Source organism: Microcoleus sp. B7-D4, assembly GCF_036705125.1.
Classification (GTDB): domain Bacteria; phylum Cyanobacteriota; class Cyanobacteriia; order Cyanobacteriales; family Microcoleaceae; genus Microcoleus.
Genome location: NZ_JAUBTT010000009.1, coordinates 57,972 through 70,556 on the forward strand (window position 1 = coordinate 57,972; position 12,585 = coordinate 70,556).

Here is a 12,585-nt window from a genome sequence, read left to right on the forward strand (position 1 = left end):
ATTGGAGGGCAGGCACGGGGGCACTGCCCCTACTGGTGCGCCCTCCTCTGTTGCCCTGGAATCCCAGACAGAGCCCCGCATCGAACCCAGCGGGCCCCAACAGCAGGGAGGCTCTCCCTTAATCTTGCTGGCGGAAGACAATGAAGCCAATATCACTACGATTTCGAGCTACCTGAAAGCTAAAGGCTATCGCATTCTCTTGGCTAAGAATGGAGAGGAGGCGATCGCCCTGGCCAAGTCGGAAAACCCCAATCTAATTCTGATGGACATTCAAATGCCTGGTATGGATGGTCTAGAAGCTATGCAGCAGATTCGCTGCGATCCAAACTTAGTTGATCTGCCGATCGTTGCCCTAACTGCCTTAGCCATGACGGGCGATCGCGATCGTTGCCTTGCCGCCGGAGCCAATGATTACCTCACCAAACCCGTCAAGCTGAAGCAATTGGCAAGCACTATTCAACAACTTTTAGCTTCTAAGTAAGGATAACCCGTGAATAGACCATCCGTTTTAATCATTGACGACGAACCCAATAATTTTGATGTAATTGAAACCCTCTTGAGTGAGCAAGACTATCAATTGCATTACGCTGCCAGCGGGCAAGAAGCGATCGCATCCCTCGACATATTTGATCCCGATCTTATTTTGCTGGATGTGATGATGCCAGGAATAGATGGTATCGAAGTTTGTCGGCAAATCAAAGCCATGTCAAAATGGCAAGCCGTTCCCATCATTATGGTGACAGCATTAAACTCAAAATCAGACCTTGCCCGTTGTCTCACTGCCGGCGCTGACGACTTCATTAGTAAACCTGTAACTGCTCTTGAACTGCGTGCCCGAGTTCACTCCATGCTGCGAATTAAGCACCAGTATGACGACCTGCAAAGCTTACTAAAATTGCGGGAAGATATGGTTAAAATGGTAGTCCACGATTTACGCAATCCCCTGGCTGGTATCTTGCTTGGCTTGGAACTCCTAAAAAGCATAGAGTATCCTAGAGAACAACAACAAACCCAACTGGAGCGACTTTACTCATCAGCACAAGCTATACAGCTATTAATTGATGATTTATTGCAAATGGCTTTACTCGAAGCAGGTGAAAATCGTCTCAATTACGCAGAGGTTTATTTGTGCGATATCATAGAGTCTGCCATATCAAACTTTGAAGTAATCGCTGCTAAAAAAAATCAGTTGCTGGTCGCTCAGTTACCTGAAGAAACCAGTAGGAAAGTCTCGGTTGATGCCACCCTGATACATCGAGCGCTGGATAATCTCCTCTCGAATGCCATTAAGTTTTCCCCACGCAATAGTCAAATCATAGTGAATGTAGAATTCCTCACATCTGGCCATGCAAAAATCCAGGTTATCGACTCTGGACCGGGTGTTCCTGATACATTGCGACACAAGATTTTTGAGAAATACGAGATTGGAAATCTGATGTCGGAGGTCTCTCAAATAGGGTTGGGTTTAGCTTTCTGCAAAATGGTCGTTGAGGCACATGGGGGCGAAATTGGTGTGAGAAGCAACCAACCAAAAGGTGCCATTTTTGAAATCACTTTGGCAGCCTAGCTGACGGGTATCACCTGAACTCATAAAACTTTCTACATTATTGGAGTCGTTAAAATTATGTCTCAATTCTCTATCTTAATTGTTGATGATGAGCCGGATAACTTTGATGTGATTGAAACCCTGTTATCAGAGCAGGATTATCAATTGCATTATGCTGCCAGCGGGCAAGAAGCGATCGCATCCCTCGATATATTTGATCCGGCTCTTATTTTGCTGGATGTGATGATGCCGGGAATAGACGGCATCGAGATTTGCCGGCAAATCAAAGCCATGCCAAAATGGCAAGCCGTTCCCATCATTATGGTGACAGCATTAAACAGAAAGTCAGACCTTGCCAACTGTCTAACTGCCGGAGCCGACGACTTCATCAGTAAACCTGTAAATGCTATTGAAATGCGTGCTCGCGTGCATTCCATGCTCAGAATCAAGCAACAGTATGATAATATCCAGAACTTATACCACATCCAAGAAAATACCATCAATGCCTTGGAAAGCACCCTCAATGAGCTGCGTGGGAACTTAGCTTCTAGTCTATCCCACGAACTGAATACGCCCCTCAATGGCATCTTAGCCACGATCGGGTTGCTCAAGGACGATATCGAAGACATGGATATCGCCGAAATCCGTGAGATGTTAGGGTGGGCCGATGAATCTGGCCGTCGCCTAGAAAAATTAACGAAAAAATTCCTGATTTATTTAGAATTAGAACTATCCGCAAGTCGCCAGCACAAGATCGAATCTGCCCAAACTCTATTTTCAGCTTCCGCCATTGAAGCCGAGTTGAAATACCAGGCTCAGAGCGTCAATCGTAGCAACGATATGTTGTTCACTCTTGAGGAAGCGGAGATCGCTCTATCAGAGCGATATCTATCAACGATTCTCCATGAATTAATTGATAATGCACTGAAATTCTCCTCACCAGAGACAACCATTAAAGTTAGTAGTCAAGTCCTAGGGGAGATGCTGCATTTATCTGTACATGACTCCGGGCAGGGCATGACAGAAGAGCAAATTGCTAAAATTGGTGCCTTCATGCAGTTTGAGCGCAAGAGCTATGAGCAGCAGGGTACCGGTATCGGCTTAAAAATTGTCCAGAAAATTGTCGAACTGGCAGGAGGAGAGTTCTCAATTACCAGCATCTATAAAAAGGAAACAACGGTACATCTCACTCTGCCGATTGTCGGCAAATAGCAATCGATTCCGGTGCAACCGGAATCATTGTTGACTGTTGACTGTTGACGGTTGACTGTTGACGGTTGACTGTTGACGGTGAGTCAAAAAAATGAAAATTGCGCGAATTATTTGTTGGCATCGGGATTCGACTTTACGCCCGACGATGAAGGGCGGATTTGATATCATATCATGTCCGATTGATTAACCATAATATCCCGGTCGGGGCGGGTTTTTGAGATTGTCAATTCTTGGCAAGTATTGTTGGTGAACCCGCCCCTACGAAAATCGCGGTCGATCAACCGGATTTGATATCATTCCGGCGCAGCCGGAATTGATATGAGAAGGAATAAATTTGCTTTGCCTGGGAATGGCAACACATCAAAAAAGATGAACGAGCAGGACAAATATTTGACTCGGAATTAGAGCTTGCTTCTGCGGTAATTCATGGGGTATAAGGTAAAGAAAAAACCGTACACAACCTTACACAACCTATTAAATTTAACTCGAATCACCATACTTAATCTTTTGTTACATACTGGCGAATTTTCCCACCGACTTACTGAGTTCTCGTGCAAGCTACAATTGCAGCAAGAGGGCGATCGCACTTTATCTGCACCCGCTACCACTAAAACCGTTCGTAAAAACCTACCCAAATCTGGACAGAAGTAGAAACTTCTACCCGGAGTAACGAACGTGCAGGTTAAGGCTTTCCGAAGCCTACGTTGGGAGGGTCATGACACCAGAAAATAAACGCCAGTTTTCTGCCCTGTCGAACTAGGTTAAAAAGTCGTGGTGAAAGGTTTATAAGCCCGTGCCTAGTTCCGAACAAGCCCTCTCAACATTACCGAGGCAAACATTACTTAATTGGATGACAGAAGATGTCAAACTACGTTTTTCTCATTGACGCTCAAAAAACACCGATGAATCCAATTCATCCAGTACAGGCAAGGAAATTATTAGAGCAGGGTAAAGCTGCTGTTTTTCGCAGATATCCCTTTACTCTAATTCTGAAACGAGCTATCGATATTCCAGTTGTTCATCCTCTTACTCTCAAAATCGATCCGGGTTCAAAAGTTACGGGATTTGCTCTTGTAACCGACCGGGATGAGGTTATTTGGGGGATGGAATTGAAGCATCGCGGGCAACAAATTAAACTAGCTCTTGACTCTCGTAGGTCTTTACGGAGAGGTCGGAGAAACCGCAATACACGCTACCGCCAGCCGCGTTTTCTGAACCGTTCGCGCCCTCAAGGGTGGCTAGCACCAAGTTTAAGGCATCGGGTTTTAACCACAGAAACTTGGGTCAAGCGTCTGTGTAAATTTGCTCCTATTGGTGAAATCAGACAGGAGTTAGTTAAGTTTGACACGCAAGCGCTAGAAAATCCAGAGATTAGCGGGTGCGAATACCAACAAGGCACTTTGTTTGGGTACGAGAGCCGCGAGTATTTATTAGAAAAGTGGCAAAGAAACTGTGCTTATTGCGGGATTGAAAATGTTCCTTTACAGATCGAGCATATTCACCCTAGAGCGAAAGGAGGTAGCAACCGTATCTCTAATCTGTGCTTAGCTTGTGAGAAATGCAACATCAAGAAAGGAACCAAATTAATTGAGCAGTTTCTCTCAAAAAAGCCCGATTTACTAAAGCGGATCTTAGGTCAAGCCAAGCGACCTTGTTTGGATGCAGCAGCCGTTAATGCTACCCGATGGGCATTGTTTAATCAACTCAAAAAAACAGGTTTGCCAGTCACAACAGGTACAGGAGGACAAACCAAATACAACAGGACTCGGTTGGGATTGCAAAAAACTCACTGGCTGGATGCAGCTTGTGTGGGTATCACCCAAACGCTGCAAGTCTTAACAGAGCGCATTCTCAATGTCACTGCAACTGGTTTTGGTGGAAGGCAGCGCTGCCAAACGGATAAATATGGCTATCCAGTCAAGCATCGCCCGCTGCGTCCAATTTTTGGCTTTTGTACTGGCGATATTGTTCGAGCCGATGTGCCGAAAGGTAAGTATCAAGGAACATTTACAACTAGAGTCTGCCCTATGTCGGATGGAAGAGGTGAGTTCATTATCAACAAAAAACGGTTTTCAGTAAGGCTCGATTACTGTAAAGCCATCCATCGCAAAGATGGTTACAGTTATGTCTGATATCTGAACAAAAACGGTAGTAATGTCCAGGTATGGGTAGAGATTATCGAGCAGTTCTTAACCCCGAAAGCTGCCAATACGCTACAATAACAACAGCAAAACTTCACTTATTGAAAATGTCCCAAGTTCTTACAGTCTCTTGCAAATTGGAAGTATCGCAGCAGCAGGTTGAAAAGCTGAATGCGGTACTGACTGCCTTTGCAAAATGCTGTGAGTACGTGAACACCCATACACCCGAAAAGCTGACGAATCAGATTGCTGTTCAGTCCTTGATTTACAAGGAAGCGCGATCGCATTCTGGGCTGTCTGCTCAAATGACGATTCACGCAATTCGTAGAGTTTGCGCTAATCGCAAAACGGCAAAGCAAAAGGGTAAGCCCGTTAAGAAGTTTGCCCCCACTTCTGCCACTTACGACGCGAGAACTTTCACATAGAGGCGAATCGGATTGGTTGGTCAGCTTGACCATGCTCAAGGGCAGAGAAAAGTTTAAGCTGCACATTGGTAATTACCAAAAACACTTGCTGCAAGGACAAGACCCCAAAACGGCAACTTTGGTAAAGCGCAACGATGGTAGCTTTTATCTGAACATTCAGCTTGAGTCTGAGCCACCAGAGAAACAAAAGACTGATGATGTCTTGGGTGTTGATTTGGGACGCACAGACATTGCTTGTACATCTGCTGGAGAGAAATTCAGTGGCAAACAGGTAACACAAGCCAGAGACAGATATAGCCGTGTACGGGCTTCGTTACAGCGTCAAGCGTCCAAAGGCACAAGGTCTACTCGTAGAAGGGCGAGACAGATTTTGCAACGGTTGAGTGGACGAGAACGGAGATTCCAGACATGGCTGAACCATACCATCAGCTATCGACTGATCCAGCAAGCCAAGACATCAAATCAGGCTATTACCCTGGAAGACTTGACCGGAATCAGAGAGCGTACCAATGAACTGCCACGGTCTAAAACAGAACGGAGACGCAGCAATAGTTGGGCGTTCTACCAGTTGCGCCAATTCCTGACCTATAAAGGCGTGAAATTTGGCGTTGATGTAAGACTGGTTGATCCGCGCTATACCTCCAAAACTTGTCACTGTTGCAAGGTGATTGGCAATCGCCAAGGTAAGCGGTTTGAGTGCCTGAATGAGCGATGCGGATGGATTGGCGATGCCGATGTGAATGGAGCAAGAAATATTGCTACATTGGGGCAGATCGTAAACCTGCCCGGAGGTTCCGAGATAATGTCCTGCTCTTTGCAGGAAGTTGTCTTGAGGGCTACTGAAAGCCCGCACTCTATGCAAAGCATGAGTGTCGGGTAGTTTACAGCATAACCCTTTTATTTGCCACTCCCCTCATGCCTTTGCCGCGCCTGTTAACCTTAATTGCTGCTTTCTGCCTCACCCTGGGGCTGATTATTGGGCTGGTGAGTTCCTTAACAGGGCTTTACAGTCAAGTTGCGTGGTCTGCTTCTCCGCTGCTGGCTAATTTGCTAATTTTCCTGATAATTGTACTTTTGGGAACGCTAATTTTTGCGCTGGTTTACTATTTTAGGCTGCTGCAACGCCCTCAGAAAGTTAAGGGAAAACGGCCGATTACTCCGAAGATTCCTGTTGTGAAAAGTGAAGCAGCTTCGGAAAATCTCAAAGCAATCAGGCAACAAGTCGATCGCATTCAAGATGAAGTAGCGCGGCAAGCTTTGCTGTTGAGAGCCCGCGAAATTGAAGCTAGCATGGCTCGTGGCAGCGTTCGAGTAGTGGTTTTCGGCACCGGTTCTGCGGGCAAAACTTCCGCTGTGAATGCGCTGGTGGGGCGGATGGCGGGACAGGTGGGCGCGCCGATGGGAACTACCGAAGTTGGGGAAACTTACACTCTGAAATTGAAAGGAATCGATCGAGAATTAGCAATTACCGATACCCCAGGCATCTTGGAAGCGGGAGTTGCGGGAACTTACAGAGAGGAATTGGCGAGGCAGTTGGCGGCGAGGGCAGATTTGATCTTATTTGTTTTGGACGGCGATTTACGCAAATCCGAGTACGAACCGCTGCGGACTTTGGCGGAAATTGGCAAAAGGTCGATCGTGGTTTTTAATAAAGTTGACCTTTATCCCGACACCGACAGAGATGAAATTCTCGATCGACTGCGGCAGCGAGTCAAAGGTTTTGTATCAGCAATGGATGTAGTAGCAATTAGCGCCAATCCGCAAAAAGTTGTACTAGAAGACGGCACAATTTTTCAGCCAGACCCGGATATTATGCCATTAATTCGGCGCGTCGCTGCGATTTTGCGAGCCGAAGGCGAAGACTTAATTGCGGACAATATTTTGCTGCAATCTCAGCACTTGGGAGACCAAGCGCGCAAGTTAATTGATGCTCAAAGAAGGCGGCAAGCTGATAAAGCAGTAGAGCGCTTTCAGTGGATCGGAGCCGGAGTAATTGCTGTAACGCCTTTGCCAGTTGTGGATTTGTTAGCGACAGCAGCAGTTAACGCTCAAATGGTAGTAGAAATTGCTAAGATTTACGGCTGCGAATTAAACATCGATCGCGCGAAAGAACTGGCCTTGTCTCTAGCAAAAACCCTAGCAAGTTTGGGAATAGTTGAAGGCGTAATTCAAGTAGTGTCAAGGGCGCTGCAGTTAAGCGTAGCCGGGTTTGTACTTGGCAAAGCAATTCAAGCAGTCAGTGCGGCTTATTTAACCAGAATTGCCGGTAAAAGTTTTATTGAATATTTCCGCCATGACCAAGATTGGGGCGATGGTGGCATTGCCGAAGTCGTGCAAAGGCAGTTTCAGTTAAATCGGAAAGACGAGTTTGTCAAAGCATTTGTCAAAGATGCGATCGCCCGCGTTGTCGAACCTCTGAACATTTATCAGCAGGAATCGGAACCCGAATTAGAAATGTCAGCGGAATTGGAACCAGAAATAGAACCAGAATCCTTGTATCAGCCGCCGCAACAAGACGATTGGGAAACTTACAGCAACAAACGCAACGATGAGTGGTAATTGGGAATGGGGAATTGGGAATGGGGAATTGGGAATTGGGCATTGTCAACTGTCAACTGTCAACTAAGAGGGCGGGCACAGGGGCACCGCCCCTACCAACTGTCAACTGTCAACTGACTAATTTCGCCCCACCAACAAATAAACCATCATTTCTCCTTTACCTTTAATCTCAACAGCACCGCGCTTTTTAAACAAAAATTTATCTTTTAAACGATCGTAAACTGCAGAAGTCACCTGAATTTCCCCCGGAATACCGCTTGATTCCATCCGCTGAGCAACATTTACTGTATCCCCCCACAAATCGTAACTAAATTTAGTTAAACCAATGACTCCCGCCACTACCCCACCAATATTTATCCCAATGCGGAGACTAAAGTTTTGATTGTTTTGGACATTGAAGCTAGCGACAGCAGCTTGCATATCTAGTGCCATTTGGGCAATGGCAGAAGCGTGATTTTCCTGCGGTTCGGGCAAACCGCCAACTACCATGTAAGCGTCACCCATAGTTTTGATTTTCTCCAAACCGTGCCGTAACGATAACTCATCAAATTGACTAAAAATTTGATTGAGAACTTTCACAGTTTCGGCCGCACTTCTTTGAGATGCAAAATTCGTAAATCCCACCAAATCGGCGAATAAAACACTGACATCCGAAAAGCTGTCAGCAATTATGCTTTGCCCATCCTGCAAGCGCTCTGCAATCGGTTTCGGCAAAATATTTAATAGCAATTCTTCAATTTTTTCTTTCTGAGACTTGGTTGTTTCCAAAAGCAACCGCGTTTCCCTTTCTGCCTGTTCCCGATAGGCGATTTCCTGCTGCAACATCAGATTGTTCTCCCTCAGTTGCAACTCTAGTTCCCGCAGCCGCAATTGATTTTCTACCCTAGCGATTACCTCTACGGTTTGAAAAGGTTTAGTAATGTAGTCCGCCCCGCCAGCATTAAAGGCTTTCACCTTCTCAGAAGCTTGTACCACAGCACTCAGAAAAATAATGGGAATGCCACGAGTGCGATCGCTCGCTTTCAAGCGACTGCAAACTTCATAGCCATCCATATCGGGCATCATAATATCCAGCAAAATCAAGTCAGGCTGAGCCAAATCCACAGCATCGAGTGCCAGTTGACCGCTAGATGCAGCTTCTACTTTATAGCCTTTCCTGGATAAGATCAGCTCCAGTAACAATAAGTTGTTAAGACTGTCATCCACAATTAAAACACGGCCCTTTAATTTTTCTGAATATGGTTGATTCATCGGCTTGCTCCGGGCTTAGTTAAGCTTAATAAAATTAAGATTTGTTTAAATTTATAAATTACGCACGGGTGCGTCCAAACCTATTTTTTTTCACAGAAAAACGCATTGCCGAAGGCAAGCAAAAGGAAAAAAAACAGGTTTCTGAGGGCATGATTGCCTCCTGAACTCACATTTATTATACTAATTTGTCAAAACAGCGAAAGCTGGGGCTAAAACTTCATATTGCGGATAAATTCGATCGCCCTGGGCGTCGATTGATGGACTGGCGAATTGATGCACTGCTTGCTGGCTGGTTTTGAAACCAAAAATATCCCACAAGCCCCACCGCTGCAATTTGCACTACAAAAGACAAAAGAGACTACCCGGACACTTTGCAGGGATAATTTGCGCGAAATTCTGACAAGAGTTGGATTCAAAAGTACGATCGACATCTTGGGCGGTTGAGAAATGGGCGTGATTTTTTAATCAGATGCTCCCTGAGTCTCCGGTGCCGCATTATATTAAGAAATATAACAATAATTTTACAGATTGGGGAGACTCCGGGGGGGATCAAGTCAATCGATTTTAGATTTTAGATTGTAGATTTTAGATTTGAAGCATTGACCCCACGGATAAATTCGGGGGCTCCTTTATCGGATACAGGTTTTTTATTTCTCCACAGATGAATCCGGGGGCTTGTATCCTGGATGCTTTCGGTCGAACCGAGCGATCGGATCGAACACAACTTTGATAAGATGTAAGATTGACAACAAAATTTGCTATTGTGCGTCCGGGTAAAAACAATGAGCGATCGACCAATTATTCTCGGTATTGTCGGAGACAGCGCAGCGGGCAAAACCACCCTGACGCGGGGAATTGCCCAAGTATTGGGGCCAGAAAATGTCACTGTGATTTGCACTGACGACTATCATCGCTACGACAGAAAGCAGCGGGCAGAAATCGGAATCACAGCATTGCATCCCGACTGCAATTACCTCGACATCATGCAGCAGCATCTCAGCCTGCTGCGTACCGGACAAGCAATTCTCAAACCCATCTACAACCACACCACAGGTACATTCGACCCACCGGAATACATCAAGCCCAGCAAATTTGTCATAGTTGAAGGTTTGCTGGGTTACGCAACCCGAACAATCCGCGATTCTTACGACGTAAAAGTGTATCTTGCTCCTCCCGAAGAGTTGCGAAGTCAGTGGAAAGTTAAGCGCGATGTCATGAAGCGCGGTTATACTGAAGAACAGGTGCTTGCAGAAATAAAAAAACGGGAACCGGACTCTGAAGACTTCATTCGTCCTCAGCGCAAATCGGCCGATGTTGTAGTTAGTTTTTACCCGCCCGAAGCGGACAATGAATCGAATTTGAGCGTCCGTTTAGTGCTCAGACCTACAATTCCTCACCCTGATTTTACTGAAATTTTAGGTCGAGGCAGCGAGAGTTTTAAACCTGCAATTCGCTTGGGACTCGATCGGGATATGGGCAAACCTGTTGACGTTTTGGAAGTAGACTCCCACGCTACCAGCGAGCAAGTAAACGAACTGGAAATGATGTTGTGTAGCGAGTTGCCACACCTGCGGGGATTTTGCTCCGCCCAAGGCAACCCGGAAATTGGCAAACTTATCGGCACAACGGGCGAAGTTTTGCAAAGTTACCCGCTAGCTTTGACGCAGTTGCTAGTTGCATATCACATGATGAAAGCAATTCATGTCTATTAGTTAGTTGGCAGTTGTTGGTTGTTAGTTGTTGGTTGTTATTGCAAGGATTAATAACCAATAACCAATAACCAATAACTAATGTAGTCGCAAAGTCGGGTTAGTAGTGCCTAATTGCTGAAGTGGCATGGAGACTGGCAACTGACTTTGAGGTGCGGGCAGCATTTCGCCTCGGAAGTCAAGGAGGGTGACGAGCAGCAGGTAGGCAACTGCTAAAACTATAGAAATCACCCCAGTGATAATAGCAATAATTTTTGAACGATCCATATTTAGCAAATTTTAACTACAGCTAATATTAGTTTAACATTAAAAATAGCAATTATTACTTAACTTGTGCAATAGAATATAATCAGGTGCTAGTTATTTCTGTGACAAAAATGGAACCTCTTGTAGATGCGCCAAATCCCATAGAGATGCCCAGAGCTACCCCAGTGGTGGAAACATTTAATCTGGGGAAGTTCTACCGTACCGGCTTCTGGATGAATGAAAAAATTGAATCGCTCAAAAATTGCACTCTGACTGTCTCTGAGGGGGAAACTTTTGGGTTATTAGGGCAAAATGGAGCGGGGAAAACTACGCTGCTGAAAACTTTGCTGGGTATAGTGCGCCCCACTTCTGGCCGGGCGCTGCTGTTGGGGAAGCCTTTGGGCGATCGCACTGTGAAGCAGCGAGTCGGCTATTTGCCAGAAAATCCCTATTTTTACGATTATCTCACGGGCTGGGAATTCTTGCAATTTGCGGCGGGGTTATTTCAAATTCCCCCCTCGATTCAGCGGCAGCGAATTCCGAATTTGCTAGATTTAGTTGGGCTATCTCAATCGGCGGCAATTAAAAAACAGTTGCGCCAGTATTCTAAGGGAATGCTGCAACGGATCGGCATGGCTCAAGCTTTGATTAACAATCCCGATGTGGTATTTTTAGATGAGCCGATGTCGGGTTTAGATCCGATGGGGCGCTATCAGATGCGGGAGATAATTTTATCGCTGAAAAATCAAGGAAAAACGATTTTTTTTAATTCGCATATATTGTCTGATGTGGAGAAGATTTGCGATCGAGTGGCAATTTTGGCGAAGGGTGAGTTAATTTGCATTGGTGCGATCGACGAACTCCTCGGCAATACTGAAACTTACCGGGTTGAAGGTAGGGGCGGACACTTGAATATCCTGAAAAAATGGATACCGGATATGGAAGTTGATGATGATTTGTGGTACGGCCATTTGCAGGGCACTCCGAAGGAGTTTATTTCTAGTCTGAGCGGTACGGGAGGGCAGCTAATTGGGATGAATTTGGCTAAGCCTAGTTTGGAAGATTTTTTTATGCAGCAACTGCAAGAAAGAGGGATTTATTCTAGTGGTTGAAGTATCTTAAAAGAGGTAGATTGGGATTGATGGTGGCGCGGGGGCGGGTTTACGAGATTGTGGGTTTTGGGCAATTATTGTCGGTGAACCCGCCCCTACAAAGTTATTAATAATAGTGAAAGATATCAGTTTAATCTCACATTCTGCGCCATTGTCATGGCTCCTGTAGGGGCGGGTTCACCAACAGATTTAACGGTGCAGACAGGTTAAATAAACCCGCCCTCTCCAGGTTTTTATAGTTATTTTGAAAGAGGTAGATTGGGATTGATGGTGGTGTGGGGGCGGGTTTATGAAATTGTGGGTTTTGGGCAATTATTGTCGGTGAACCCGCCCCTACAGAGTTATTGAAAATGGTGCAATATATCAGTTTAATCTCACCTTCTG

At 45.6% G+C, this 12,585-nt stretch carries 13 protein-coding genes; 9 read left to right on the plus strand and 4 right to left on the minus strand.

The features are described from left to right. The 7 genes from QUB12_RS05455 to QUB12_RS05485 form a co-directional block, all read left to right on the plus strand. A partial coding sequence (locus QUB12_RS05455; RefSeq protein WP_333300173.1) for a response regulator occupies nt 1-481 on the plus strand: 481 nt, incomplete at its 5' end. Nucleotides 482-490: 9 nt separating this feature from the next. Then, complete coding sequence (locus QUB12_RS05460; RefSeq protein ID WP_333138267.1) at nt 491-1,567, plus strand: hybrid sensor histidine kinase/response regulator; 1,077 nt, start codon at nt 491-493, stop codon at nt 1,565-1,567. 57 nt (nt 1,568-1,624) lie between these two features. Then, on the plus strand, nt 1,625-2,758 hold the full coding sequence (locus tag QUB12_RS05465; protein ID WP_333138265.1) for a hybrid sensor histidine kinase/response regulator: 1,134 nt from the start codon (nt 1,625-1,627) through the stop codon (nt 2,756-2,758). An 860-nt stretch (nt 2,759-3,618) separates the two neighbouring features. Further along, nucleotides 3,619-4,890, plus strand: coding sequence for an RNA-guided endonuclease IscB (iscB, locus tag QUB12_RS05470; protein WP_333138263.1), 1,272 nt, complete (start codon nt 3,619-3,621; stop codon nt 4,888-4,890). Between the two features lie 116 nt (nt 4,891-5,006). Continuing rightward, nucleotides 5,007-5,324: a hypothetical protein gene (locus QUB12_RS05475; RefSeq protein ID WP_333305828.1), complete on the plus strand. Its 318-nt coding sequence runs from the start codon at nt 5,007-5,009 to the stop codon at nt 5,322-5,324. Then, a complete protein-coding gene (locus QUB12_RS05480) occupies nt 5,281-6,204 on the plus strand; it encodes a transposase (RefSeq protein ID WP_333138259.1) in 924 nt (307 codons plus the stop codon). Before QUB12_RS05475 ends, QUB12_RS05480 begins: the two co-directional genes overlap by 44 nt. A gap of 35 nt (nt 6,205-6,239) precedes the next feature. Beyond that, entirely contained in the window at nt 6,240-7,883 is a 1,644-nt protein-coding gene (locus QUB12_RS05485; RefSeq protein WP_333305830.1) for a GTP-binding protein, read from the plus strand. Nucleotides 7,884-8,000: 117 nt separating this feature from the next. Here QUB12_RS05485 and QUB12_RS05490 read toward each other — a convergent pair whose 3' ends face one another. Both QUB12_RS05490 and QUB12_RS05495 read right to left on the minus strand, forming a co-directional pair. Continuing rightward, nucleotides 8,001-9,134 (minus strand): adenylate/guanylate cyclase domain-containing protein, encoded by a 1,134-nt coding sequence (locus tag QUB12_RS05490; RefSeq protein ID WP_333305832.1) that lies wholly within the window; start codon nt 9,132-9,134, stop codon nt 8,001-8,003. A gap of 180 nt (nt 9,135-9,314) precedes the next feature. Further along, nucleotides 9,315-9,467, minus strand: a complete 153-nt coding sequence (locus QUB12_RS05495) for a hypothetical protein (RefSeq protein WP_333138253.1) — start codon at nt 9,465-9,467, stop codon at nt 9,315-9,317. Nucleotides 9,468-9,916: 449 nt separating this feature from the next. On the opposite strand from QUB12_RS05495, the gene QUB12_RS05500 reads away from it, so the two are divergent. Next, the gene (locus QUB12_RS05500) at nt 9,917-10,846 is read left to right on the plus strand and encodes a phosphoribulokinase (RefSeq protein WP_333138251.1); all 930 of its coding nucleotides are present in this window, start codon (nt 9,917-9,919) and stop codon (nt 10,844-10,846) included. Between the two features lie 75 nt (nt 10,847-10,921). Here QUB12_RS05500 and QUB12_RS05505 read toward each other — a convergent pair whose 3' ends face one another. Next, nucleotides 10,922-11,110, minus strand: coding sequence for a hypothetical protein (locus QUB12_RS05505; protein ID WP_333138249.1), 189 nt, complete (start codon nt 11,108-11,110; stop codon nt 10,922-10,924). 110 nt (nt 11,111-11,220) lie between these two features. On the opposite strand from QUB12_RS05505, the gene QUB12_RS05510 reads away from it, so the two are divergent. Next, entirely contained in the window at nt 11,221-12,201 is a 981-nt protein-coding gene (locus tag QUB12_RS05510) for an ABC transporter ATP-binding protein (protein WP_333138247.1), read from the plus strand. 154 nt (nt 12,202-12,355) lie between these two features. On the opposite strand, the gene QUB12_RS05515 is transcribed toward QUB12_RS05510, so the two are convergent. Further along, nucleotides 12,356-12,585 (minus strand): hypothetical protein (locus tag QUB12_RS05515; RefSeq protein WP_333305834.1); only part of this gene is annotated, 230 nt, incomplete at its 5' end.

Excerpts from the sequence above, each read along its gene's own strand:
- QUB12_RS05500 (WP_333138251.1), top strand. The coding sequence starts at position 9,917 with ATGAGCGATCGACCAATTATTCTCGGTATTGTCGGAGACAGCGCAGCG.
- QUB12_RS05485 (WP_333305830.1), top strand. The coding sequence starts at position 6,240 with ATGCCTTTGCCGCGCCTGTTAACCTTAATTGCTGCTTTCTGCCTCACC.
- QUB12_RS05490 (WP_333305832.1), bottom strand. The coding sequence starts at position 9,134 with ATGAATCAACCATATTCAGAAAAATTAAAGGGCCGTGTTTTAATTGTG.
- QUB12_RS05510 (WP_333138247.1), top strand. The coding sequence starts at position 11,221 with ATGGAACCTCTTGTAGATGCGCCAAATCCCATAGAGATGCCCAGAGCT.
- iscB (WP_333138263.1), top strand. The coding sequence starts at position 3,619 with ATGTCAAACTACGTTTTTCTCATTGACGCTCAAAAAACACCGATGAAT.
- QUB12_RS05475 (WP_333305828.1), top strand. The coding sequence starts at position 5,007 with ATGTCCCAAGTTCTTACAGTCTCTTGCAAATTGGAAGTATCGCAGCAG.
- QUB12_RS05465 (WP_333138265.1), top strand. The coding sequence starts at position 1,625 with ATGTCTCAATTCTCTATCTTAATTGTTGATGATGAGCCGGATAACTTT.
- QUB12_RS05505 (WP_333138249.1), bottom strand. The coding sequence starts at position 11,110 with ATGGATCGTTCAAAAATTATTGCTATTATCACTGGGGTGATTTCTATA.